Source organism: Klebsiella sp. BIGb0399, assembly GCF_003752615.1.
Lineage (GTDB): Bacteria > Pseudomonadota > Gammaproteobacteria > Enterobacterales > Enterobacteriaceae > Klebsiella > Klebsiella lignicola.
The window spans coordinates 680316-705368 of sequence record NZ_RKHT01000007.1; the positions used below are offsets into that span (position 1 = coordinate 680316).

25 protein-coding genes and 3 pseudogenes are annotated in these 25053 nt (G+C 49.9%); 13 read left to right on the forward strand and 15 right to left on the reverse strand.

Annotated features, from left to right (window positions below; genetic code table 11):
* Window positions 1-93: 93 nt before the first annotated feature.
* Complete coding sequence (locus tag EDF82_RS17920) at window positions 94-1671, reverse strand: arylsulfatase (RefSeq protein ID WP_123756860.1); 1578 nt, start codon at window positions 1669-1671, stop codon at window positions 94-96.
* Window positions 1672-2053: 382 nt separating this feature from the next.
* Here EDF82_RS17920 and EDF82_RS17925 point away from each other — a divergent pair, with 382 nt between their 5' ends.
* The 5 genes from EDF82_RS17925 (at window position 2054) to EDF82_RS25490 (ending at window position 8510) form a co-directional block, all read left to right on the forward strand.
* A complete protein-coding gene (locus EDF82_RS17925; protein ID WP_123756861.1) occupies window positions 2054-2737 on the forward strand; it encodes a helix-turn-helix domain-containing protein in 684 nt (227 codons plus the stop codon).
* 893 nt (window positions 2738-3630) lie between these two features.
* Complete coding sequence (locus EDF82_RS25685) at window positions 3631-4077, forward strand: fimbrial protein (RefSeq protein WP_123756862.1); 447 nt, start codon at window positions 3631-3633, stop codon at window positions 4075-4077.
* A gap of 96 nt (window positions 4078-4173) precedes the next feature.
* A complete protein-coding gene (locus tag EDF82_RS17935) occupies window positions 4174-4851 on the forward strand; it encodes a molecular chaperone (RefSeq protein ID WP_123756863.1) in 678 nt (225 codons plus the stop codon).
* 41 nt (window positions 4852-4892) lie between these two features.
* Complete coding sequence (locus EDF82_RS17940; RefSeq protein ID WP_123756864.1) at window positions 4893-7502, forward strand: fimbria/pilus outer membrane usher protein; 2610 nt, start codon at window positions 4893-4895, stop codon at window positions 7500-7502.
* 438 nt (window positions 7503-7940) lie between these two features.
* The gene (locus EDF82_RS25490; protein WP_227540148.1) at window positions 7941-8510 is read left to right on the forward strand and encodes a fimbrial protein; all 570 of its coding nucleotides are present in this window, start codon (window positions 7941-7943) and stop codon (window positions 8508-8510) included.
* Between the two features lie 93 nt (window positions 8511-8603).
* Here the strand turns inward: EDF82_RS25490 and EDF82_RS17950 are convergent, their stop codons facing one another.
* Together EDF82_RS17950 and EDF82_RS17955 are read right to left on the reverse strand one after the other, a co-directional pair.
* Window positions 8604-9083, reverse strand: coding sequence for a hypothetical protein (locus EDF82_RS17950; RefSeq protein ID WP_123756866.1), 480 nt, complete (start codon window positions 9081-9083; stop codon window positions 8604-8606).
* Window positions 9080-9937, reverse strand: a complete 858-nt coding sequence (locus EDF82_RS17955) for a winged helix-turn-helix domain-containing protein (RefSeq protein WP_123756867.1) — start codon at window positions 9935-9937, stop codon at window positions 9080-9082. The genes EDF82_RS17950 and EDF82_RS17955 overlap by 4 nt, the downstream gene beginning before the upstream one ends.
* Before the next feature lie 523 nt (window positions 9938-10460).
* Between EDF82_RS17955 and EDF82_RS25495 the strand changes: the two are divergent.
* Window positions 10461-10607: pseudogene (locus tag EDF82_RS25495) on the forward strand (hypothetical protein); the annotation flags it as partial.
* A 479-nt stretch (window positions 10608-11086) separates the two neighbouring features.
* Entirely contained in the window at window positions 11087-11398 is a 312-nt protein-coding gene (locus tag EDF82_RS17960; protein ID WP_123756868.1) for a hypothetical protein, read from the forward strand.
* A gap of 605 nt (window positions 11399-12003) precedes the next feature.
* Here EDF82_RS17960 and EDF82_RS17965 read toward each other — a convergent pair.
* The 6 genes from EDF82_RS17965 to EDF82_RS25500 all read right to left on the reverse strand — a co-directional run bounded on the left by EDF82_RS17965 (window position 12004) and on the right by EDF82_RS25500 (window position 14170).
* Complete coding sequence (locus tag EDF82_RS17965; protein WP_123756869.1) at window positions 12004-12318, reverse strand: TA system toxin CbtA family protein; 315 nt, start codon at window positions 12316-12318, stop codon at window positions 12004-12006.
* A 20-nt stretch (window positions 12319-12338) separates the two neighbouring features.
* Window positions 12339-12656 (reverse strand): type IV toxin-antitoxin system YeeU family antitoxin, encoded by a 318-nt coding sequence (locus tag EDF82_RS17970; protein WP_123756870.1) that lies wholly within the window; start codon window positions 12654-12656, stop codon window positions 12339-12341.
* 18 nt (window positions 12657-12674) lie between these two features.
* Window positions 12675-12890: a DUF987 family protein gene (locus EDF82_RS17975; RefSeq protein ID WP_227540149.1), complete on the reverse strand. Its 216-nt coding sequence runs from the start codon at window positions 12888-12890 to the stop codon at window positions 12675-12677.
* 15 nt (window positions 12891-12905) lie between these two features.
* Entirely contained in the window at window positions 12906-13382 is a 477-nt protein-coding gene (locus EDF82_RS17980; RefSeq protein WP_123756872.1) for a RadC family protein, read from the reverse strand.
* 12 nt (window positions 13383-13394) lie between these two features.
* Window positions 13395-13859 (reverse strand): antirestriction protein, encoded by a 465-nt coding sequence (locus EDF82_RS17985; protein ID WP_123756873.1) that lies wholly within the window; start codon window positions 13857-13859, stop codon window positions 13395-13397.
* Between the two features lie 188 nt (window positions 13860-14047).
* Window positions 14048-14170 carry an autotransporter adhesin family protein gene (locus tag EDF82_RS25500; protein WP_227540138.1) on the reverse strand — a complete coding sequence of 41 codons (123 nt, stop codon included), beginning with the start codon at window positions 14168-14170 and terminating at the stop codon, window positions 14048-14050.
* A gap of 556 nt (window positions 14171-14726) precedes the next feature.
* Here EDF82_RS25500 and EDF82_RS17990 point away from each other — a divergent pair.
* Both EDF82_RS17990 and EDF82_RS17995 read left to right on the forward strand, forming a co-directional pair.
* Window positions 14727-15275, forward strand: a complete 549-nt coding sequence (locus EDF82_RS17990) for a YbhB/YbcL family Raf kinase inhibitor-like protein (protein ID WP_123756874.1) — start codon at window positions 14727-14729, stop codon at window positions 15273-15275.
* A gap of 30 nt (window positions 15276-15305) precedes the next feature.
* A complete protein-coding gene (locus tag EDF82_RS17995; RefSeq protein WP_120066456.1) occupies window positions 15306-16118 on the forward strand; it encodes a DoxX family protein in 813 nt (270 codons plus the stop codon).
* Window positions 16119-16178: 60 nt separating this feature from the next.
* On the opposite strand, the gene EDF82_RS18000 is transcribed toward EDF82_RS17995, so the two are convergent.
* From EDF82_RS18000 to EDF82_RS18015, 4 genes are all read right to left on the reverse strand, one after another.
* On the reverse strand, window positions 16179-16958 hold the full coding sequence (locus EDF82_RS18000) for a glycine betaine ABC transporter substrate-binding protein (protein ID WP_123756875.1): 780 nt from the start codon (window positions 16956-16958) through the stop codon (window positions 16179-16181).
* A gap of 518 nt (window positions 16959-17476) precedes the next feature.
* Window positions 17477-17878, reverse strand: a complete 402-nt coding sequence (locus EDF82_RS18005) for a VOC family protein (RefSeq protein ID WP_123756876.1) — start codon at window positions 17876-17878, stop codon at window positions 17477-17479.
* A 2-nt stretch (window positions 17879-17880) separates the two neighbouring features.
* On the reverse strand, window positions 17881-19056 hold the full coding sequence (locus EDF82_RS18010; protein WP_123756877.1) for an MFS transporter: 1176 nt from the start codon (window positions 19054-19056) through the stop codon (window positions 17881-17883).
* A 114-nt stretch (window positions 19057-19170) separates the two neighbouring features.
* A complete protein-coding gene (locus EDF82_RS18015; protein WP_123756878.1) occupies window positions 19171-20082 on the reverse strand; it encodes a LysR family transcriptional regulator in 912 nt (303 codons plus the stop codon).
* Window positions 20083-20184: 102 nt separating this feature from the next.
* Here EDF82_RS18015 and EDF82_RS18020 point away from each other — a divergent pair, with 102 nt between their 5' ends.
* The 3 genes from EDF82_RS18020 to EDF82_RS18030 are packed head-to-tail and all read left to right on the forward strand — an operon-like array spanning window position 20185 to window position 22446.
* Window positions 20185-21291, forward strand: a complete 1107-nt coding sequence (locus EDF82_RS18020; RefSeq protein ID WP_123756879.1) for an alkene reductase — start codon at window positions 20185-20187, stop codon at window positions 21289-21291.
* 3 nt (window positions 21292-21294) lie between these two features.
* Window positions 21295-22014, forward strand: a complete 720-nt coding sequence (locus EDF82_RS18025; RefSeq protein WP_123756880.1) for an SDR family oxidoreductase — start codon at window positions 21295-21297, stop codon at window positions 22012-22014.
* Between the two features lie 15 nt (window positions 22015-22029).
* The gene (locus EDF82_RS18030) at window positions 22030-22446 is read left to right on the forward strand and encodes an ester cyclase (RefSeq protein ID WP_199733703.1); all 417 of its coding nucleotides are present in this window, start codon (window positions 22030-22032) and stop codon (window positions 22444-22446) included.
* A gap of 592 nt (window positions 22447-23038) precedes the next feature.
* Here EDF82_RS18030 and EDF82_RS25690 read toward each other — a convergent pair.
* A pseudogene (locus EDF82_RS25690) lies at window positions 23039-23383 on the reverse strand (hypothetical protein).
* Window positions 23363-23590: pseudogene (locus tag EDF82_RS25505) on the reverse strand (transposase); the annotation flags it as partial. The pseudogenes EDF82_RS25690 and EDF82_RS25505, both read right to left, overlap by 21 nt.
* Before the next feature lie 238 nt (window positions 23591-23828).
* Here EDF82_RS25505 and rspA point away from each other — a divergent pair.
* Window positions 23829-25043: a starvation-sensing protein RspA gene (gene rspA, locus EDF82_RS18040; protein WP_123756882.1), complete on the forward strand. Its 1215-nt coding sequence runs from the start codon at window positions 23829-23831 to the stop codon at window positions 25041-25043.
* Window positions 25044-25053: the final 10 nt, after the last annotated feature.

Sequence of the window (25053 nt, forward strand, 5' to 3'; positions counted from 1 at the left end):
AAGCGCACATCAATTGTATTTTTTATAATGCAGAGCGGATTGCTGATGCAACCCGCTCTGTTGTTGAGGTCAGCGCCTCATGTTAATGACACGTTATTTGTTGACGCCAGAACCCTGCTCCAGCATAGCAGAGGCATCAGAAATGGTGAATGAACCCGGTTTCTGACGCGGTGGGAACTCTTTGAAGGTCTCCAGCATTTTCTTCGCTTCAGCAGACGCGCCGCCCATCAGGAACATGCGATCGTAGAACCAGGACTGGTAGCCCATCCCTTTGTCAGCTTTCTCTAACGGATCGACATCCAGATCGAAAATCAGCGGCGCACGCAGTTTGGTGAACGGATAACGCCACAGATCCAGGCCTTCATGCTCCTGGATCATGAAGTGGATTTTCCAGCGACCCATACGCATCGCCAGCAGATCGCCGTCATCACTCCAGTAGAAGAATTCGTTACGCTGATCTTTGCCTTTACCCATCAGGTAATCGAGCTGGTTGTAACCATCCAGGTGAACCTTGTAGGTGATGGATGGGGTTTTGTAGCCTTTCAGCAGTTCCTGCTTGATGTTCGGCTCACCCGCGGCGGCAACTAGCGTCGGGAACCAGTCATTGGAACCGAACATGCCGTTAATCACGGTGCCTGGTTTGATATGGCCCGGCCAGCGAACCATTGCCGGTACGCGGAAGCCGCCTTCCCAGCCGGTGTTCTTCTCGCCGCGGAATGGCGTTTCACCGGCATCAGGCCAGGTGGCGGTCATCGGGCCGTTATCGGTGGTGTAAACGACGATGGTGTTGTCTTCAATGCCGAGATCTTTAATCTTCTGCAGCACTTCACCGACCATCTTATCGTGCTCAACCATGCCGTCGGCGTATGTCCCCAGACCGGTCACGCCGATGCTGGCGTCTTTCAGGTGGGTTTTGTTGTGCATACGGGTGGTGTTGAACCAGGTAAAGAACGGTTTACCCGCTTTCACCTGACGTTCCATAAAGTCGTTGTTGGCCGCCAGAGTCTCTTCGTCGACGGTACCCATACGCTTAATAGTCAACGGACCGGTATCTTCAATCTTGCCGTCCGCGGTGCTCTTAATGACGCCGCGCGGGCCAAATTGCTTACGGAAGGCCGGGTCTTTCGGATAATCCGGGTTCTCTGGCTCTTCTTCAGCGTTCAGGTGATACAGGTTGCCGAGGAACTCATCGAAACCGTGGGCGGTAGGCAGGAACTCATCGCGGTCACCGAGGTGGTTTTTACCAAACTGACCGGTGGCATAACCCAGTTGCTTCAGGATGTTAGCAATCGTCGGGTCTTCTTTCTGCAGGCCCTGTGGCGCACCAGGCATACCGACTTTACTCATCCCGGTACGGAACGGCATCTGCCCGGTAATGAAGGAAGAACGGCCAGCAGTAGAACTCTGCTCAGCGTAGTAAGAGGTGAATTTTGCACCTTCAGAGGCCAGCTTATCGATGTTTGGGGTTTGATACCCCATCGTGCCGCCGTTATAGGTACTGATGTTCCAGTAACCGATGTCATCGCCAAAAATCACGACGATGTTGGGCTTGGCGTTATCTTGTTTTTGGGGGGCGGTTGCCGGCGCTGCATAGGCAGACGTTACGGCACCTGAAGCTAGCGTAAGCATACTGGCCAGCATCGTGCGTTTAAACGGGACATTTTTTGGCATTGGCAAGGTTCCTTCGACGGTAAAACAGATGACGTATAGAAAACGGCTTGTAGTATTTGATGTTACAAATGTAAGGATTTAGTTACATTACATATAGACTATCAATGAGTTACCCACCACTCATCCGATCATGAATTTTTTACAATGTGATGCGAATTCGAAATTTCATTGTGGGTGATGCAATTTGCAGAATTGCGTAAATGCAATCAGAACATGAAAGTGTGAAGCAGACTCTAGTGCGAAGAGATGATTTTAACCAGACGACAGTCCGTTTACGGATTCAGTATTTATTTTGGAGTTGTGGGATCGCGCCAGCGCTGCGCTTTCAATAGAGGAAAAGTGATGTTAACCTGCGGAGAGTGTATATAAGAGGCGCCGAAAAATGAAAATAAAGTACTCTGCTATTATTTCTGAGTATAAAAAAATTATTACTCAGGATGAGTCGATTATTAAATCTGTCGCGACGCCTGATAATACCCGGATAATTAAAAGCGGCGAGATTTTCAGAATTGAAAACGGCGAGATTATTGTCGTACTGAGCGGGGTGCTGGCGATCAACATGCAGCAACCTACGTTCCCGGAGCATGAGAGCATCACGGTGGCTCATGAAGAACCTTTCCGCGTCGGGAAAGCCGTGCGGGGCATGGTTCTCGGGCTGGTGGAGTCGTTTGGTTCATCCGTCTCTCTGCAGTACGTCGCCAAGCAGGACAGCAAAATTGCGACCCTGCACTATGATGATTTTGTCGAGAGGTTTACCCAAAAAGCGCAGTTTAGCTATCTGATTAAAATGACCGGATTTACCCTGGTGATGCTGCTGGATTCTTATAATGAGCGAAATTTTAGCAATCGTTATAATGTGATTCGTTCCATGATCTACCGCTATCAAATTCAACAGGATGAAGGCATCTTACATGACGACAGCCTGGCGGGGTTTATTCTGAAACGCACCAAAATATCGCGCAGCTATTTATTCCAGATTCTCGCTGACTTAAAAGATGGCGGCTATATTGACGTGCGCAACGGAAAGCTGGATTCGATTTTAAAAGAGTTGCCTGAAAAATACTGACGCCTACGGGCTCAGCACCGTAATTGCTGAGGGGGACAGCGGTTTTTCCTGTTCTTTCGGCTGTTTAATTCGTTTTTTAAGGTGTAGTTGTAATGTAAACGTCGTGCTTCTGTGCCACCGCAACCAACCCTATCCCATTCATATTTGAAATATTTTCCTGCGTCGGGTGGGTAACGTTTCCTGTCCTTTAATACCGTAAACGCATCGTTGTGCCTGGCCGCCCGGGTCGCGCGGCGAAACTGCTGCGCAGACTGTACTGGTCTTTCTTCTTAACAAAATGTGGAACGCAGTGAAGGGAATTACCGGGAACAGAAGTGCCGGGAATAACCGTGCGCTGCTGGGATATCACAGACAAAGTCTGATAAATGGCTGAATAATCCGCCATTGGAAATGTGCCAGTCGTCGGCTTAAACAAAAGCAAATTGCCATAATGGGTTTTTGTATGTTGGCTTAGCCTGCGGCTCTGCTTCATATTGCATCTTTTTCAGCGTAGGTAAAATAATGTAGGGAACCGTCACTGAGTTTGTTTGATGATGTTATTTTCTTTAAATATCAACAAGATGTGATTTAATATTGCTGTAAATAAGATAACTTAAGAAGTGGTTTAAATAATATCGTGGATTTTAATAAAAATAAAAAAGATAAATTCTGTGTTCAACGCCGGTGCGAAATCATAATGTCCTTTGGCGCAAACAATACTCTCAACTGATTATAATATCTCCGTTGTGATTTATTGTTTCTATAAGGAACTCATGTGCTTATTGCATGAGTGATATCGAGGGCGTGACCCTCAATTATTAGCAAGGGAAAATAAAATGAAAAAATTAAGTATTATTGCAGCGGCGATTATTGCGGGGTCTTTATCTGCATCTGCGCTGGCTTATGACGGATAAATTCAATTTAGAGGTAAAATTACGGGTGAGTCCTGCACCGTAACCAATAATACCACTAACCCTCTGACTGTGACGTTGGGGGAGGTCGCGGTATCCACATTCGGTGGAACAAAAGGCGCGCAGTCATCCATCTCACCTTTTAAGATTAACCTGACCAGCTGCCCGGCCAGCGCCAAAACGGTCAAGGTGAAGTTCGAGAATGCCCCTCATCCAGACGATGCTAGTCTTCTGGCTCCGAATGCTGTGGCGGGAGTGGCGACCGGTGTCGGCATTTTGATTGCTGATGCTAATAACACGATCGTTCGGCCGAGAGCCACATCAGCAGCATATACCCTGGCTGTGGGTACGAACGATCTCGAGTTTAATGCTCGTTACCAGTCCACAAGCGCTACCGTCACCGCCGGCCCGGCAGATACCTCCACTAATTTCACCCTCATCTACAACTAATCCCCGTCTCGTGGACCCTGTCTGGTCCGCGAGCGTGGTGCTGTGGACCGGCGTCCGTCGGTCCATCTTCTGCTAAGCAACGGAGTCCCCGACGTTATGAATATCTGGATTAAAGCTCTGGCGCTTTCTGCCGTATTGGGCGGGCAGCTGGCGTCGGCTGGTGGCATTACCGTGGGCGGCACGCGTGTGATTTATGACGGCAGCCGCAAAGAGGCCTCGCTGAGCGTCACCAGCTCTTCCCCTGAACCCTATCTGGTGCAGTCCTGGGCGGATGTCCGGGAAGACAGCGCCGAAAAGGCGCCGTTTATCATTACCCCGCCGCTGTTTCGCCTCGACGGTAACCAGCAGAGCGTCCTGCGTATCGTCCGCGCCGGCGGCAGCCTGGCGGAAGACCGGGAGTCCCTCTACTGGCTCAACGTCAAAGCCATTCCCCGGGGAACGCAGCAGGACAACGTCAACACCCTGCAGATTGCCGTCAAAAACCGCATCAAGCTGATTTACCGCCCGGCGGCGCTGTCCGGCGTGCCTGAAGAACAGACCAGCCAGCTGCGCTGGCGCGTTGCCGGCAACAAAGTGACCGTCACTAACCCGACGCCGTTTGTGATGAATTTCTATGAGATCAGGCTCGGCGGGCGTGACCTGGCGGATGTCACCTACGTGCTGCCGATGAGCGAGGCGACCTTTACCGCCCCGTCGGGCGCCGCCGGGAGCGTGAGCTGGAAGCTGATCAATGACTACGGCAGCATCGGGCCGGAGCACACCGCACCGCATTAACCGGCGCCGCTCGTTTGTCGGTCACATGGAGGAGACAGGGGATGGATAACTACAAGAACAACAAAAACAACAAGAACAATCAGCACCTCAGAACCACATTTACCCAGGGGGCGGTGTGTGTCGCCGCGGCGCTGCTTCTGCAGGCCGGCATTATTCCGGATGCCGCTGCCCGGGACTATTTTAACCCGGCGCTGCTGGAGCGTGGGTCCACAGGCCAGGAGGCTGTCGACCTGTCGGTGTTTGCCGATGAAGGCGGCCAGACCCCGGGAGACTACCGGGTCGATATCTTTCTCAACAATCAAAAAATGGACACCCGGACGGTGGAGTTCCGCGCCGGTAGCGCGCCGGACGGCCACAGCAAACTGCTCCCCTGTATCCCGCTGGACGACCTCGCAAAGTGGGGCGTGCTGGTCGGCAAGTTCCCGGCGCTGGGCGCGGGGGATGCAGAGTGCGCTCTGATGTCGGCCATACCGCAGGCCAGCAGTGAATTTCGCTTCACGAAACAGCAGCTGCTGCTGAGTTTTCCCCAGTCAGCGGTCAGCAACGCCGCCCGTGGCTGGGTGGACCCGCGCTTATGGGACGACGGCATTCCTGCCGCGCTGCTCAACTACAGCCTCAGCGGGGCCAGCAACTCCCCCCGCAACGGCCAGGGACGTGACAGCAACAGCCAGTATGTCAACCTGCGTCCGGGGCTGAACATCGGCCTGTGGCGCCTGCGCAACTACTCCACCTGGTCGCGCAGCAGCCAGCAGGGCGGCAGCACGAGCAACAAGTGGGACACGGTCTATACCTATCTGCAGCGTGATATCCAGGCGCTGGGCGGCCAGCTGCTGCTCGGGGACAGCACCAGCCCGTCCGATGTGTTCGACGGCGTGCCGTTTCGCGGCGGGCAGCTGGCCTCGGATGATGAGATGCTGCCGGAAAGCCTGCGCGGCTATGCGCCGTCGATCCGGGGGATCGCCCGGAGCAATGCCCAGGTCACCGTCCGCCAGAACGGCCACACCATTTATCAGACCTACGTCTCTCCCGGCAGCTTTGAAATCAGCGATATGTACCCGACCGGTGCCGGCGGTGATTTGCAGGTGACGATCAAAGAGTCTGACGGCAGCGAGCAGAACATGGTGATCCCCTATGCTTCTCTGCCGGTGCTGCAGCGCGAGGGGCGCCTGAAATACAGCCTGACCTCCGGCGTCTACCGGGCCTATGACAGCCAGGTCGACAAAACCCCCTTCACCCAGGGCACGCTGATCTACGGGCTGCCGGCCGGGTTTACCGCCTATGGCGGCGGGCAGTTTTCCTCAGTTTATCAGTCGCTGGCGCTGGGGACCGGGAAGAACCTCGGGTCGCTGGGGGCGGTGTCCGTTGACGTCACCCAGGCCTGGTCAAAGCGCCAGAACCAGCCCAAAGAGAACGGGCGCTCCTTCCGGGCCCGTTACAGCAAGAATGTGTTGAGCACCGGAACCAACTTTACGATAGCCGGCTACCGCTACGCGACCAACGGCTACTGGAGCCTGGCGGAAGTGATGGACACCCAACGCGAGGGATACAGCTGGCAGGTGCAGGAGCGGCGGCGCAACCGGGCAGAAGTCAGCCTCAACCAGAGCCTGGGCTCAACCCTGGGCAGCCTGGGGCTGAGCGCGGTTCGTGAGGATTACTGGAGCACCAGCAGACGACTGGAATCCCTCGGGGCAGGCTACAACAGCTCCTGGGAAGGGATCAGTTACGGGCTGAGCTACACCTACAGCCGCAATTCAGGCCTCGATGGCTACAGCAGCCGCCACGCGGGCAGTACCGACCACCTGTTCTCGTTCAACATCAGCGCCCCGCTGGACCGGCTGTTCAGCCGCGATTACCGCCGTTCGCTGTATGCCAGCTACATGGTCAACAGCAGCAAAAAAGGGAGCACCACCCACAGCCTGGGCCTGAACGGCACGGCGCTGGAGGGCGGCAACCTGAGCTGGGGCGTGCAGCAGGGCTACGGCACAAAAGGCCTGGGCTACAGCGGCAGCCTGAATGCCGACTGGCGGGCGACCTATGGCGAAGTGAACGGCGGCTACAGCTATGACAAATACAGCCGTCGTCTGAACTACGGCCTGCAGGGCGGGATTGTCGCCCACGGCGAGGGCATTACCTTGTCCCAGCCGCTGGGGGAAACCGTGGTGCTGGTGGCGGCGCCGGGGGCCAGCGGCGTGGCGGTGAACAGCCAGACCGGCGTGAAGACCGACTTCCGCGGCTATACGGTGGTGTCGTACGGCAGCCCGTATCGCCGGAATACGGTGACCCTGGATCCGCAGACGCTGGGGGACGATACCGAGGTGGCAATCATGTCGCAGACGGTGATCCCGACCCGCGGGGCGGTGGTGAAGGCGAACTACCAGACCAGCGTCGGGATCAGGGCGCTGATGGTGCTGAGCCGCGCCGGTGGTCAGACGGTGCCGTTCGGGGCCACGGTGACCCGGACAGGAGAGACTGCCGACCAGGGGTATATCGTGGGCGACGGCGGTCAGGTCTATCTGACGGGGCTGGCGCAGCAGGGCGAGCTGGATGTCCGCTGGGGCAAAGGGGCAGGGCAGCAGTGCCGCGCGGCATACCAGGTATCTGATGAGGCGGTGGCTTCGGGAATACGCAGCCTGACGGCGCAGTGTTTATAATTTAAGGATCTTATGATGCGTATAATTAAATGGATAGCGTTGTTGTTTTTATTGGCACCGGGGGTGTCTTTGGCTGCGTTGTGTGCTCCTCCTTTTTATTCGTACTCTGTAACCGTTGCTACGGGGGGGATTACCGTGCCAAGAACGGCAGAGCCAGGCACCCCCATTAGTGAAGTCTTCGGGCCATTTTATACTGGGAATATAAACGGTTATCAGTGCAATTATGTGTCGCAGGTATATATAAATCTAAATACTGTATTGACACCTTCATCTTATTCTGATGTATACGAGACAAATGTGCCTGGGGTAGGGTTTAAATTGTTTAAGAGTGTGGGGGGGAGTCAGTATGGGGTCTCCCCGTCGCCCTTTATTACAGTTGATTTTCCTGTTTGCTATACAACAGGTTGCTATATAGATGGAGTGTTACCAAATCTATATATGCAGTTTTATGCGACAAGTAATAACGTCGGACAAGGTGTTCTCTCGCTGCCAAAACCACTGGCTATTATTGCAACACATAGTAATAGCGATAGGAATATAAATATATTCAGACATCTTTCAATTAGTAATACCATCACAATCACCCCAGAAAAAGGCTGCTCGGTAACCAATCCCAACCAGACCGTGACATTATTAGATGTCAAAACATCAGCGTTAAAAAGCAATGCCGGCAGGTATCCGGGTGGCAAAGACTTTAATATCGGCCTCAGCTGCACGCCGCAGACCAAAGTCTCGATGAAGTTTGAAGGCACCACCATGACCGGTCGTAACGACGTGCTGGCCAATCAGAGCACCGGCACCGACTCCGCCGGCAGTTCGGTCGGTATACAGATGATGTATGGCAATAATCCCGTCACCCTCGGGCAGACTTTCCTGGTGGTTAATGATGCCAAAGAGACGGAGACCTTGCCCTTCAAGGCCCACTATTACTATAACGGTGGCGATCTACAGCTACAACAAGGGGGCGATGTCGCTGCTTCCGCCACGTTCAGCTTTACCTACCAGTAAGCGCTGTCAGAGTATCCGTGCCCCGATGGCGCGTCGGGATACGGGACCTCTGGCAGGGTAAAAGAACAAAGTCATTGTGCTGGGAAGAAAAACTCAACTAAAGGTCTTACAATAAAAAACGGGCATCATCTGCATGTAGATAACGGGGGTGTTGAATTTATCCCGCTCGATTTTAACCAGCGTATCTTTGCCCGTTTCATAGAAAAAAGCCGGGAAATGAGCGTTAACACTGCTTTCATCACTCTCGTCACCGCTCAATGATTCGAGCCGCTGAGAGTGTAATATATAAACGCCACTGTTTTTAGCATAGCTAAAGCTAACTATCCGGCGTATTTGGGCGTGTTGATTATTTTCAGTAGCAACGCCATGGATCGTCAACTCCCCCTGGTGATTGCCGAATGTAAAACCATAGTTGACATCAAGCGTTAAGTTGTCATGAATCAGAGTATGGCGACTCTGACATGACATTTCTTTAGTAAATGCAAACGCTGGTTTTATCTGAGTGTAAGCATAGATTGAAACGACGATACCGGCGGTGATTGCCAAAGCAAGATAACAAGATTTGTTTTTCATCGCGCACCCTTAATTTTTCCTATCAGCGTCACCGAACGGCAGTTCTGCTGATTTTTATCGTATACGGTACAGTAAATGAAGTTTAACCGGCTTTGCATCGGCGATGCGGTAAAAAACACGGTTTCCTTATTAAGGCATTGCAACCCGGCTTTATCCATTAGCCCTTTTATTTCAGTAGCCGAGAACCTGTTGTCGGTGGCAAAAATGGTACATTTATCCGATGCCAGCTTTATATACTTATCATTGATGTCATCAGTAGAGTGCAGATGCATAAAGATCAGCGGCAATGCCACTGCGAATACACCGGCGATAATGGCAAGCGCCAGTTTTTTACCTGAACCAGTGTTTTTTTCTTCTGCAGTACTGGTAAAGTATCCATCATTGCTCTCTTCCTGTACCGGGATTTTTGTGCTGACTAAGTGATAAGCAGGCTTGTTTTCATCATCAGATTCTCTGGCATAATTTCCGAATGTCGGTTTTTCCTTCTCTTCTGTAATAGTATTAAAAATTATCTCAGCATTATGGTTAAACATAATGCCATGCCGCGGAACAGTTTCAATCACATTATCCAGGCCAACCAGTGCGAGATTTTTGCGTAGGTGTAATATGCACTGATAATACGTATTGGAACTTACCGCAGTATTTTTCTCACCCCAACCACAAAGAATAAGCGTATCCTGAGGAACGACACTCCCTTGATTACTTAATAATCGCTCAAAGCACAAGCTCGCCGGGACATGCAGTTTTAATTTTTTATTGGTTTTTGTGTTTTTTAAAATCCGATTGTATGGGGTAAACTCTACACACCCACCAATGAGAATGCATTGCATACTTCTCTCAGTAAAATTATTCATATAACAACCTTTAAAAATTTATCGCATAGATAATTCCAAACAAAAAGAACGTTTGCGGGGCTGGTTAAAATTTCATTAATTGCATCCAGAGTAACATAGTTATCTACAGAATAAACTGACGGTACCGACATTAGCCTGAAATTAGGAATATGCACGTTGTATAAATGAAAACGGCATGTTAATGAAATGAATCGCCGTGACCATACGTAGGGAATTAATGCAAAAATATTAGGGGTAGTGCGGGGGATTTCCGCTATACCATTTCAGATAAGGATTAGTTGGTTAATGGATGGTGGTGGTAGAGGGGGGGCGGTGTTAATGTTGCTTAGGTAAATGATTTGTCTGTCGGCAAAATAAACTCGCGGCGATATATTAGTAATGTTTTTATATGTATATATATATGGGGCTGAGTTTAACCGGGGACAAGATCATTTGTCAGAGCGTAATAATGTACATAAATTTGTACGCGTCTTTATCGCCTGCACCAGTAGAATGCTACCGATGAGAATAAAAATTCACCACGGGCGAAAGCTGGGACAGCTGGTTTGATGGTGGAAGTGTAACGTCTGATTTTATGCTCACCCGCGAACAAACCGGTGACCAGGACAGGGAAGAGTTCTGTTTCCGAATAGTGCAGGATTTCGGGTCAGGGTCAGGCGGTCTGTATTAGATTTTTCCATGCTGGTTTGCCTACCTTTAATTTAAACAAGCCAAAATTCTGCACCAAAGATGATGCAAAATGCCATCGTTTTGTTGTGGGTTTAAATGCCGATAAGATCTGAATGGTGTAGTGGGTAATAGCCATCTTAGGGTGGGTGTTCTTTTTTTTGTGCTCTATGAGTATTAATCAATAATAGAGCAGCAAGACTATGCTTATAAAAAACTTATAAAAACTGATGGTTGTGTTATGGAGCTATAGGTTAAATAAACTGACCGTTGCAAGTTAGAAAGTATCGGTTTCTGACTTGTATTCTGTCATGCAGTGTATGTGGCATTGTATTTATATTGTAATTGTATTGTTATTCATAATTTTATTGCGTGCTTATGGAACGTGATTAACTATTTTATATTGACCCAGATCACCACTTTACAAATTATTTGGATTTACATTAATTTACAGTGTAGGTAATTCCTTAGGTGTTAATAAAAATGAATGTTAAGTTATTGATGATAGCTGCAGTTTCTTTAGGTGTACTCAGTGGTTGTACAAATGACCCCAATAGCATGTGGAACAGTCGTTATGCTTTTAAGTCAGTTGGTCAGGTAATGGCAATGTGTGATAGTGGTGATAAGGCGGCTTGTTACGCCGCCGCTGATATGCAGGGGCTTACTAGTGGATTGAATGCGGCTAATGCGCAAATGCAGCAGCAACAAGCAGTTCAACAGCAATCAGCAGCACCAACTATGACTACGACGACCTGTAACCCTATGGGGAATGGCGTTGTGTGTAACACCTATTGATTTGTACTCCATTTAATAATATCAATGCCACCCCATAGACATTTCCTGTGGGGTTTCTCCGGTTTCGCTTCTTCTCAAAAAACTCTCTTTTACAGCGTCCTGTTCTTCACTGCGGTGGCTGAAAAGCCCGATTGATTTTTCTGCCCGTATGACAGCATGATTATGCGGGATACTTACATGCCATTGCGGGTTTCCATAGTTTTAGGCACCTCAAAAATAATAAAGCTTAACGAGGAGCCTAACAAGGTGCCTAAAGGTTCGGATTTAATTAGTTGGCATTAGACTTCGCAGGACAAATTCAAGGCACAAAAAAGCCCGCCAGGCTTACGCCGTGCGGGCTCTCAGGACTTCATCGGATGACTCTGGTGATCACCGATGGAGAATTTTGGTGGGCTGGCGGAGTCTGAATTGGTGCTGTAACTTGTTGTTTAATAGCTTTTAATATTCAGTTCAGTTTTCAATTTGGTCCCATTGTTGGTCCTAAAAGAAAATGTCAGGTTTTTTTGCAGGGGAGGGGAGGCACAGCAGAAGTCTCTTCGTCTGTGAGATTAGCATTTTGCTTTCCTTTAGTCTGCTCTGTATTTAAGCGTTTATTTCACGTTAGCTTATAGCAATCCGGTAGAGCGCCTTGCTCGCAGAATATCCACTACGGAAATATACGGGGTTTGTTCTTGCCACGAAAACCCCTTCCGGTCGATACGGACAAGCTCGTATTTTTCTACCAGAAAGTTCACCGCATCGCTGAGCGATACTCCAGCATCAATATGTTCCTGAATAACTGTTTTATCACCGAACGGCGTGTCGTTTAGCGTCAGACCATAGTGTTGTTCCAGCAGGTGTGTCAGTAACATTTGCCAGACAGCCACGGGCGACAGACATAGCTTAGCCGCCTGCGGAGTTGTTGCAGGTAAAGTTTTCATGTTTGCTCTCGTCAAATTAGTTAGCGTTGAGTGGGATAAACGGCGATGTACATGTAGCCGCAACTGCCAAGGGTATCGGCTTCACAGGTAAAACCGTTGTGGTATAGGGTGGCGCAGTGGGCGTGGCGAGGATTCATTTCACCAGTGGTCAGCATCGATTCCATCTGGCTGATAAAATGCGGAAATGTTTCATCCAGCGTCAAGCATTCGGCGTCACTGAATTTACCGGTGATACTGGCCCGGTCAGCCAGATAGTGCAGCCGGTTACCCTCCTGTACCAGACGGGCTCCCAGATGCGGTGTAATATCCCGCTGCAGACCCCATGTGATATTGCTCATTTCTAACCTCCTTTATTGTCAGTTCAAGGTAATACTCATCAGGAAGGTATACGGCCCGTTGCGGCCCTGGCGGCGTTCGGCGTACACCGCCAGCACACCGGGAATACCCGGGAGGTCCTTACCGAGGTAATAACGACTGCTGCCATGCCACTGGTATTTGCCGATGTTGTAACGAAATACGCGGGACTGTGGATGCTGGTGGTGAAGTCGCATGGCATCAGATTTACTGATTATTTTCCTGAGACCTCCTCACAGCAGACCGTGTTCAGCGAACGAATAGATTTGCCTGCCACCGACAATCAGATGGTCAGGGACACGGATATCCACCAGTTGAAGTACCTGTACCAGCCGCTGCGTGAGGGCTTTATCGGCCTGGCTGGGGATCGTCTCACCGGAAGGATGGTTATGCGCCAGTATCACCGCCGCCGCGTTGAAGTACAGAGCGCGTTTAACCACCTCTCGGGGATGGACCTCGGTACGGTTAATCGTGCCGCAAAAAAGCGTCTCATGGGCAATCAACTGATTCTGATTGTTCAGATACAGCACCCGGAACTCTTCCCGCTCAAGTGCAGCCATATGCAGTTGCAGCCATTCACGTACGGCGTGGGTGGAGGTGAAGGCTACCCCAGGCTCATGCAGGTGCCGGTCCAGAACCCTGAGTGCCCGCTGAATAAGATGCCGGTCCTGTGGCGTTATCTCGCCGGGTAAAAAGGAAAGCTGTTTCATCGGTTCCTCCGTTCAGTCGATGATGCGCAGAATGGAGCTGGATTCAGGGTGCTGTAGAGAGTAATCACGCAGTCGGAAATAATGCTCTGTCATGGCATCGCACTCCGTACGACAGGCGTGATGGCTGTACTCAATCAGACACACGGCAATGCCTGCGGCTTCCGCACTCATTTCTGCGCCATTGCCATTCATGTTGTTGAGCAGCCTCCATTTCTCGTCATCCTCAACTTCAGGTGCCATAAATGCCCCCCCGTTACTAAGTGTGTAGAAGTTCCAGATACCGCCGCTGTAGTCTCCACAGAAGCGGTCCATCCAGCCGAAAACATGGGTTTCGATAAAAATCCACTGTGGGATACGCCCGAAGTGCTGCGGCCAAAAGTCAGCACGCAGTTCATCAGGTACCAGGGTGGTCGTAATGACGGTAGTCATTTGTGAATCACTAATCGGTGAATGGGTGGTGTCAGCTTGTGTAGTCATGGTTTTGCTCCAGATATAAAAAGTCAGCCGGTCAGGACTGATATGAAATGAGTAATGAAAATACTGAGATAAAGCGGGTAAGGCTGATGACAAAAAGCGGTGTTACGCCTGAATGCAAAAGGCCCCTGTTGCGTGAGCAACAGGGGCCTTGAGTAGTGATGCAATATCACGTTTCCGGGGCTGATGAGTTATAAGAAGGCGACGTTCAGCGTTGCCTGACCGTTGTAGCCATAAGCACTGTTACCGCTGACCCATGCAGGTAATCCGGAAAGTACTTGTCGCAAAGGCTCAGACGGATCTTTATGTTCCATAACATCTCCTCAGATAAATAAAAAAGCCGGATCGCAAGGATCCGGCCAATAGTTGGGTATGTTCATGGATGTAATATCTATCTGAAAATATTTTAAATACGTAATCAGCTATAAATTCAATTTTTAAAAATTTCAGCTGTTATTTTAAATGATTCGGTCTAAAACGCAGCCGCGTCAGAACACGGACTTAAATATTCGGAATGGAAAAAGCAAATGCGTCAGTTGCAGGCACAACCAATGCCCAGAAAAAATAAGTGCGTGGCAAAGGAGCCTACAGCCTAATATATTATTATATGACATTTTTTAATTAAGTAGTTCATATCCCTTTTCAGAACTCTTTGGGTAAATACGTTACAACACTACCGCCTGTCAGTAGTTTTTACTTTTTTGGATTGTAACGAACCTGAAAAAACAAGATCTACACCCCATAATTCAAAATATATTATTCGTTTCAGGTGAATTATTTATTCAGTATTAATAGATAGCAGAACAAAGCCATCCAGTGTTATAAATATATTCCTCAATTGTATTTTAGTTGAATATTTATGGGGGACGAATGAGATTCAGTAAAAAAGTAATGATAGCAACGTTGATTCTGTGGGCTGGGGTATCATCAGCAACGGGATATGCTGCCAGAATGACGTTGAAAAGTTCGGTTTTGCATAATGGTGAAAATATCTCCGTTGATTTAATGGCAAATGATTTCGGATGTAAAGGGAACAATATCCAGCCTGAATTATCATGGCATTCGTCCCCTGAAGGGACACGCAGTTATACCATCACTTTATACGATAAAGATGCTGATACAGGCAGTGGTTTCTGGCACTGGATGCTAATTGACATTCCCGCAGCACGCAATCATCTCTCACGAAATGAAATACCGGATGGTGCAACAATAAAAGCAAATGATACCGGCAAGCGCAGTTATCTTGGTCCTTGTCCTCCCGTGGGAAAAGTCCATTCTTATATTTATACACTACACGCTCTTGATGTTGAAAAACTCGATGTACCGGATAATTCAACCGCACCACTGACCGGGTATTTTATTAATCAACATACACTTGCCACATCCACTCTTACACTCAAAGTTATCAGAAATAAGTGACCTTTAGTATTTCTTAACAGGGGCAAATAAATGAAAGCTAAAATTTATTATTTAACCTTTATTACCGGTCTGATTTCTTTTATTGCATCGGTGACATACCTGAATCAGTACGACGGGACATGGTCCGCAATCGTGATGGTTTTGTTTTCATTCCTGATCCCATTGACAGCACTCTTATGGCGTAAAAACCGCCTGATAAGTTTTATGTTAACGTTGTTCTTTACGTTGATTGTCGTGCGAAATGCCGATCAGCATGACTGGTCGCGGGTGGGTTGGTTAACCGCCATCACATTCATTCCTCTGCTGCTCCAGGCCATCATTATCTTCAGGGAGGGGATACGTCAATATGGTCACCAGGAGGTCGCACTCTCCTTTTTAAGAATGTTTGTTGGATTTAATTTCCTGACGCATTGTACTGAAAAACTGTTTTTGTCGCATCATGATGCCGGTCTGGTTGGTTTCTTTCAGAATGTCGTGGGTATGCATACTTTCGGTACCGTGCTCAGTGAAAACGTTGCCGTTACAATGATTATTCTCGGTGGGCTCGCCGAACTCACAGCAGCAGTATCGATTGGTTTCGGTTTTCTGACCCGTGCTGGCGCTTTTATTGCAGCAATTTATCTTATTGCGGCCGAGTTAATGAGTGGACATTTTGGTATCGGTTACACATGGATGATGCCAGGAGGCGGATGGGAATTTCCCTTCTTTTATTTTATGGTCACTATTCCGTTTTTACTGCCTAATTCCGCAGGTAAATTGTCACTGGATTTCGAATGGAAAACGGCGTTCCAGCCCATCATTAATCTCTTCTCGGGCGTGGATGCCAGTTTAAAAGACCGCTAATTAAAGACAGTTTGCAACGGCGAGCCTGCTCGCCGTTTTTTTGTGCTCTCCCACAACAGGCTATTCCTGATAGTGGTGTTGATGCCAGATTTCAGCGGCCTGACCGGGGGTTTTATTTTTTCGGCAGATGAGATAATCCAGCTCGCTGATGACGGTATTACCGGGTGATAAAGCCTGAAGCTCAGCAAGTAACTGGGGTTCGAATGTCTCTGTTATCGATTTGGACGCAATCAGCGTAGCTTCATCCTGTCCGCCAAGTAACCCTTTTGGCTCTTCTAATGCCCGGATAGTATATCGGTGATGCAGGAACTGCGGATGCCACAAGGGAATAACGAGCCAGCGCTGTTCGCTGACAGCCTGCTCAAAAGTGCTGTAGCACGCCGATTCACTGCCAGTTTCAAAATAATAACCGGAATCGGCAAGTTGATATTCCTCGATCATTGTACGAGAAAAACGGCTGATCCCGGCCCCCGGGTTAATACCCAGGATCCGTTTTTCCATTTTCAACAGGACATCGGGTCTGAGTAAGTCTTCAACAGAGCTCACATCGCTGACGGGGACATAATCAGGGACTCCCCATATACAGTAAGGATGATACAGGACTGTTAATTTAACCGTATTATCCTGATAAGGGGCCAGATAGACATCGTGGCTGGCAGGGAGCCAGGCTGAAACGAGCATGTCCACTTCTCCTTTCCCATAGCGCTTAAACATCTCTTCATGAGGGCTGGCTGTCATTTCAACCTGCCAGCCATATTTTTCAAATACAGTACAAACCAGCGCTGCACTGGCCGCGTGGAAACTTAAATCAATATGACCGATACGAAGTGTTTTTTTCATGCTCGTCCTCAAAGGAATAGAGTTGGATAAAAAAAACGCTATGCTGTATTAGCCATAGCGTAAAAGTAACATTTCTGTTACTACGTCGAACTTTAATACCGGGGCGCGGCTGAATGATATTTTTGATTCAGTATGCGGACTCACGGGAACCATCACCAACAGAGCACATCCGCTCTGGTCTTTATCACTGTGTAGAACCCAATATAACTATCACAGCAGTGATGCCTGTTAATTTACAGTAAGAGACAGAATGTCTTATTAATGCCGTTAAAATCTCAGGTTAGAAAATAGCGTAAATCGAACCGCTTAAAAATAATGACTGAACGATAAGACTTATCTTTCAAACGTGAAAATAAGCGGGATAACTGGCCCCCAATTAGCCCGTTATCCCTGCACAGTTGTATTTTGGTTCGCTATCCCGCCGTACTGCCTGCCAACGGATACCCCCCTAAACCAGGCGCTGACAGCAGAGTGACATGCATACAGATCCGAACTGCTTCAGAAAATGGCATTGTCCTTCAAGAAGTTGATTCCGGTACAGGTTCACTGAACACCGCTTCAACTAACTGCCCTCCGGGGGCTCGTATAAACACTCGCCGTTCCTGAATATCAGCCAGGTCCATCAGGGAATAATGTATCCCAAGACCCTGGAGTTTTTCCCGAAAGGCACCGTAACCTTCGAGATGAAATGCCACATGGTCAATACTTTCTTTTAACGCCGCAGCGGGTAAAGGGTACCCTTCATCGCCCGCAGGAATAATATGCACCAGCGGTTTGTCCTGCGCATATAACCAGTAACCGGGAATGCGGCTGCTGATAAGACCGGGGCGCGCCCCGGGCTGTAAATCAAAGACTTCGATAAAAAAGTCTCGCGTGGCGTCCATGTCACTGCTTCGGAATGTCGCATGGTCGATGTACATAGTTACCTCGCGGCCTGGACTTTCAGGCCAGTGGTACGACGGTTAAACAGCACAAACGCAATGCCGGCCACAGGGATCAGTATCGCCACCCACGGAATACCTGCCGCGCCGAGGGCACTGTCGACGGTCAGACCACCGATAATCCCGCCCAGTGCATTCGCCAGGTTGAAGGCTGAGATATTAGCGGTACCCGCCAGTTCCGGTGCAGTACTGCCATGTTTCAGTACGTTCATCTGTAATGGCGGGACATTACCGAATGAGGCAATGCCGAACAGGAACGTCGCCACCATAAACAACCAGTAATGGCTGCTGACCAGGCCAACAACAATCAGTGACACGACCATCAGGACCGGCCATAAAAGCTGCGCCTGGCGCAGGTTGCGGTCAGCCGTCATACCCCCGATATGGTTACCCACCACGAGGCCCAGCCCGACCACAAACAGCAGTACGGTTAACGCCTGTACGCTGTAACCTGCCACCTGCTCTGCCAGTGGTGCAATGTAACCATACAGCGTCATAAAGCCCGTCCAGCACAGAACGGTGATCGCAAGGCTTGCCAGTAACGGGCCATGACGGAATACCGCCAGCTGCTGACGCACACTCTTACCCGGCTCAGGAGGCTGGCGCTGAATGGTCAGCATAATAGCAACCAGCGCCACCGCACCCAGGGCGGAGACAACATAAAACGTCACGTTCCAGCCGAAGATATTGCCAATCCAGGCCCCGAACGGCACACCCAACACGTTGGCCAGCGTCAGCCCGGCAAACATTTGCCCTACTGCGCGACCCGCAAGATTCTCTGCCACCAGACGCGTTGCGACCACCGCACCGATACCGTAAAACGGCCCCTGTACCAGGCCCGCCAGCACCCGGCTGACCAGCAGCACCGAATAACTGGTGGATAAGGCGCTGACGAGGTTGGCGGCAATAAACATCACCATCAGTCCGGCCAGGACATTACGTTTTTCAAAACGGGCAAGCCACAGCGTCAGCACCGGCCCACCGATAACAATCGCCATGGCGTAAGCGGTGATCACATTTCCCGCCTGGCCATCGGTGATATTGAGGGAGTGCGCCATGGTAGTGAGTAACCCGGCGACAACAAACTCGGCGGTGCCGATAGCAAAAGCAGATAAGGTCAGTATCCAGACCTGTAAAGGGATACGTTGCGGTTTCATAAGTGACTCTGACAGATGAATGATGAGAGTCATTCTGGGCTAAAGAATCACTTTTGATAATGGCAGTAATATGGAATGGATTATTTTGTTTTTATGAATAAACCTGTTACCGGATCATTCATTATCCAGCCAGTTGATGAAAAACTCGCTGAACGCCGTCACCTGCAAGGGCTGAAAACGGCGTTGCGGGTAGACAAACTGGAGGCCAACCTGTTTTTTGTCATGGCGACTGAAACCGATAAAGGTGTCGGCAAATAAGACGATGAGCCGCCCCTGTTCGACATCGCGCTTCACATCCCACCATGATTTGCTGGCGATACCCGCACCGGCCAGCACCCACTGGCGCAGCAGGGCACCGTCATCACACACCATAGCAGGCGTGACCCGCACCATGGAGGGCACATCATGCTCTTCAAAACGCCACTCGTTCATCGGCGTGCCGCGCTGCTCCATCACCAGGCAACGATGCCCGTGCAGGTCATCCGGATGCACAGGTTTTCCATGTGTTTCAAGGTAGCTTTTTGACGCAACCAGTACACGGTGATTGGGGCGAATAAATTTCGTCACCAGATTGCTGTCCGGGAGGTTGCCGAAACGCACGCTCATGTCCAGACGGTTGGCAATCAAATCCACCACACTTTCACTCAGATAGACAAAGCTTCTGACTTCAGGATGCAGGCGGGAAAAATCGAGCAGTGCGGCCGAAAGATACTGTCGGCCAAAATCTGATGGCGCTGAAATACGCAGGCTGCCGCTGAGCATCCCGTCTTTCTGTGTCAGTTTCGACTCGGCCTGCGCCATTTCCTCCATCACGCGAAGTGCGGCGTGGTAAAAATCCTCACCGGCACGTGTCAGTGCAATTGCCCGGGTGGAACGATTAAACAGCCGGGTCTGATAGCGTTCCTCCAGTGCCTTTAACCGGGCCGTCATGGTGGCAGGAGAAAGATTCATCCGCCGTCCGGCTGCGGCCAGTCCACCCGCCTCCACGACTTCCACCAGTAACGTCATATCTTCAAACTTGCCCATTATTCCGTTTTCCTGAAAATAGAATCAGTTATTCCCGCCATTATCAAAGCGACGCGCAGGACGTAAAGTCAAGCCATAACTGACCGCCCTGGAGAACAGAACATGCAACAACACCCTCTTTTTGAAACCACACAGATTGGCCATCTTGAGCTAAAAAACCGTATTGTGATGGCGCCGATGACCCGTGCACGTACCGCGCAGCCGGGCAATATCCCCACTGCACTGATGGCGGAGTATTACCAGCAACGCGCCAGTGCAGGTCTCATCATCACCGAAGCGACGCAGATTTCTCCGCAGGGTCAGGGTTACTCCTGGACGCCGGGTATTCATTCCGCTGAACAAATCGCAGGCTGGCGTCTGGTGACCGATGCGGTTCATAAAGTGAATGGTAAAATCTTCTCTCAGTTGTGGCATGTGGGGCGTATGTCTCATGAAAGTTTTCACCCGGATGGCAAGCCTGTTGCCCCTTCAGCGTTGTCGCCGGAGGCACAGGTGTGGGTAGTCAACAGCGAAGGTGTGGGTGAAATGGTTGACTGCCCGGTCCCGCGTGAGCTGACCCATGGCGATATTCAGCAGGTGATTGCGGATTACCGCCAGGCGGCCATCAATGCTATGGAAGCCGGATTTGACGGTGTGGAAGTCCACGGTGGCAACGGGTACCTGATTGACCAGTTCCTGCGTCGCTCCTCGAATAAACGGACCGATGAATACGGCGGCAGCCTGGCAAACCGCGTGCGTTTCGCTCAGGAAGTGCTGGAAGCCATCAGCGACGCCATTGGTGCAGAGCGCACCGGTATTCGCCTGGCGCCATTTATCACCCAACGTGGCATGGACGACCCACAGGCCATCGAAGCGATTCTGGCGCTGGCGGCCTGGTGTGAAACAAAGGGCATCGCCTTTATTCATCTGGCTGAAGCTGACTGGGATGATGCACCGCAGGTGCCTTATGAGTTCCGTGAAACCCTGCGGGCAACCTTCAGCGGTGCCATTATTGTGGCGGGGAATTACACCCGTGAAAAAGCCGACAAACTGCTGGCGGCGGGTGTGGTGGACCTGGTGGCCTTCGGTCGCCCGTTTATTGCCAACCCCGACTTCCCGCGCCGTCTGAAACAAAACCTGCCGCTGGCAGAGATGGGCAATCCGGCAACGCTGTTTGGCGGTACTGAAGTGGGTTATACCGATTATCCGTTCCTGACGACTGAGGTCTGAATCATGACACAACGCACACTCATTATTGGTGGCGCTACTGGGATTGGTTTCGCCGTGGCACAGCTTCTGGCAACCCGTGGGGAGCATATTATTCTTGCCGGTCGCCATCACGATAAACTTCAACATGCCTGTCAGCTACTTCAGACAACCGGTGCGTCAGCGGAAAGCCTGGTACTGGATATCGCCGATGAAGCGCAACTTGAGCGCCTGGCCCGGACGCTTGAACCGGTGGACAACATTGTGGTGACGGCGGGCTCCCAGGCGCCGGGTGGCGCATTAACCACCCTGGATTTGAAGACCGCAAAACAGGCGTTTGATACCAAATTCTGGGGCAGTCTTGCGGTTGCCCGTCATCTGAGCGGGAAAATTAAACCCGGAGGAACACTGACCCTGACCAGCGGTTTTCTTGCCCGTCGTACCGTTCCCGGCACCCTGGTGAAAACCACGATGAATGCGGCTCTGGAAGCTGCAGTGAAAATGCTGGCAAAAGAGTTATCTCCTCTGCGCGTTAACGCCATCAGTCCGGGACTGACAGATACTGAAGCCTATGCAGGTATGGTACCGGAAGCACGTGAACAGATGCTGGCGCGGGCGGCAGAAAATCTACCGGCCAAAAGGTATGGTCGTGCAGAAGACCTGGCAAAAGGGTATCTGTTTGTCATGGATAACCCCTTTGTCACCGGCTCGATAGTAGATATTGAGGGTGGGGCCCTGATTAATTAACCCGGAGAAATGAAGATGAGTCACCTGGATGTGGTTAAAGCCTATTTTAAATACTGTGTCGACGGAAAAGATGTCGAACGCGTGAATGAATTTTTTGATGAAAACGTGGTGATTCACCGTCCTGACTGCCCCGGGCCATTAGTCGGTCTTGAGGTTTTTAAAAAAGGGCTGCGCGAGAATGTGACCGACCGCTATAAGACTATTGTAACGACATTTCAAAAAGAGGTTGTTGCTGACGACCAGGTTGTTGTCGCCCTGACTCATGTGACGACAGGCTCTAACACGTGGAACGGTTTTGACGTCAGTGGCAGGGATGTCACCTGGACCAGCCTGACCTATTTCAGGTTTAATACGTCCGGCAAAATTGTTGAAGAAATAGTGGAGCGTAATGAATTAAATATGGCGCGTCAGTTAGAACTCGTTGATTTTTAATCGTTAAGCTATAAGGGAAATACAGGGGGCTGTTTTATGTGAAATGGTAAAGCAGCTCTTTTTTTTGCTACTGCAGATATGTACATTTTTCTTATTGAATACACAGATGCACAAGCATCCGTCCTGAATAACAAAACGATTAATCTGGCCCAAGTCCTGCAGTGCATGTGATTTGCTCCCATAACTCAAGATACCTCGATATAAGGATGCATTCCGAACTTCCGGTTTTCGCTCTCAGCAGACTTTATAACCAGAAGCGGATACATTTACCTGAAGATAGAAACTAACCACTACGTTCGTCGTTCGGAACTGCCAGGGCTATCGGTGGATATTAAGCGACAAAAAAAGAAAACCCCGACTGCCGGAGGTAATCAGGGTTATTAATGTCATCAGTGCGGAACCCGCCACCAGTAAAATATGAATGTATTGGTTGAATTTCATATTTTCCGTATTGAAAGTTAGCGTATTTTCTTTTTCTTACTCAGTCGTCGTTAACGACGAAACTGGCTCAGACATCACGCGATTCTTAAATGCAAAAAGCCCCTGTTGCGTGAGCAACAGGGGCTGGGTTTATGTTGTATTAATGGTGGTGTCAGTATCCGGTTTTAACTTTATAGATCAGCAACGTTTTGCTGCCCCGGACAATCTTCACATACAGGGCGTTATCCTTCGCGCCACGCACGAATTCGGCCTTCACATCACCCTGACAGTCACCGCCATCATAGGGCACATTAATACCGGTCTGATGTACCAGGTCGATAACACCAAAATTATTATCAGCTCAGGCAGTGCCCGGCCAGTCCTGAATCAGGGCAAATTTATGGTCGTCACTGACGCCGCTCAGCGAGCAGAGGGAGCTATTGACATCGTTTCCCTTACACCAGTACGACTCGCCTGAATTGTCTTTATCCATCAGTTGTTCGGGTACCCGCTTCAGCTCCTTCTGGAGTCGACGGATCTCATCCTGAGTATCTGACTGTTCTTTTTTGGAGGAAGAGTCCGGCCCGTACTTCTTTATCCAGGCGTAAAGACTGTGGGTGGTGATACCGAGACGTGTTGCAACGCGGGAAAAAGAATGAACGCGATTAACAACCTGTTTGACTGCTTCAATTTTAAACTGTTTGGGATAACGCTTACCGCTCATGGGCACCTCTCTTTAAGCCATCTTAAATGACTCTGAGGTGTCTGATAAACATGTGGCGATTCACATCAACCTCATCGCTCAGGGCGATTCTTTGCCTCATTCCTGAACTGCAGTTTTACTTTCAAGCTACTCATTTATGTGATCCTTATCGATAACCCCTTTAAAAATACTTGTATGGTAGTATTACTTGGGGTAATTTCCATCCATTCGTTATCAGCAAGAACAGGATGTGAATGTCATGAAAATTGTTAAAGCTGAAGTGTTTGTCACCTGTCCGGGAAGAAATTTTGTCACCCTGAAGATCACTACTGACGATGGGTTAACCGGCCTAGGAGACGCCACCTTAAATGGCCGTGAATTGCCGGTTGCATCGTATCTGAAAGATCACATTTGCCCGCAGTTGATTGGCCGCGATGCGCACCGTATCGAAGATATCTGGCAGTTTTTCTATAAAGGAGCTTACTGGCGTCGTGGCCCGGTAACCATGTCTGCGATTTCTGCCGTCGACATGGCGCTGTGGGACATCAAAGCGAAAGCTGCCAACATGCCGCTATATCAATTGTTGGGTGGGGCATCACGTGAAGGTGTGATGGTTTATTGCCACACCACAGGTCATTCCATTGATGATGTGCTGGAAGATTACGCACGCCATAAAGAGATGGGTTTTAAAGCTATTCGTTTGCAATGTGGTGTGCCGGGAATGAAAACAACCTACGGCATGGCAAAAGGCAAAGGGCTGTCTTACGAACCGGCAACCAAAGGAGAGTGGCCGGAAGAGCAATTATGGTCGACAGAAAAATATCTTGATTTCACGCCGAAATTATTCGAAGCCGTGCGTAGCAAATTTGGCTTCAACGAGCATTTACTGCATGACATGCATCACCGACTGACACCAATCGAGGCCGCGCGTTTTGGTAAAAGCATTGAAGAGCATCGCCTATTCTGGATGGAAGATCCCACTCCAGCAGAAAACCAGGCGTGTTTCCGCCTGATCCGCCAACACACAGTCACGCCAATTGCTGTAGGCGAAGTGTTTAACAGCATCTGGGACTGCAAGCAGCTTATTGAAGAGCAGCTTATTGATTATATCCGTACCACCATCACTCACGCAGGCGGCATCACCGGAATGCGCCGTATCGCTGATTTCGCCTCACTTTATCAAGTGCGCACCGGTTCCCATGGGCCATCTGACCTGTCGCCAGTTTGTATGGCAGCGGCATTGCACTTTGACTTGTGGGTTCCGAACTTTGGTGTGCAGGAATACATGGGCTATTCCGAACAAATGCTTGAAGTCTTCCCTCACAACTGGACGTTTGATAACGGCTATATGCACCCAAGCGACAAACCAGGGCTTGGCATTGAATTTGATGAAAAACTGGCGGCGAAATATCCATATGAACCTGCATATTTGCCGGTTGCTCGCCTTGAAGATGGCACTTTGTGGAACTGGTAAGGAAGAAAAA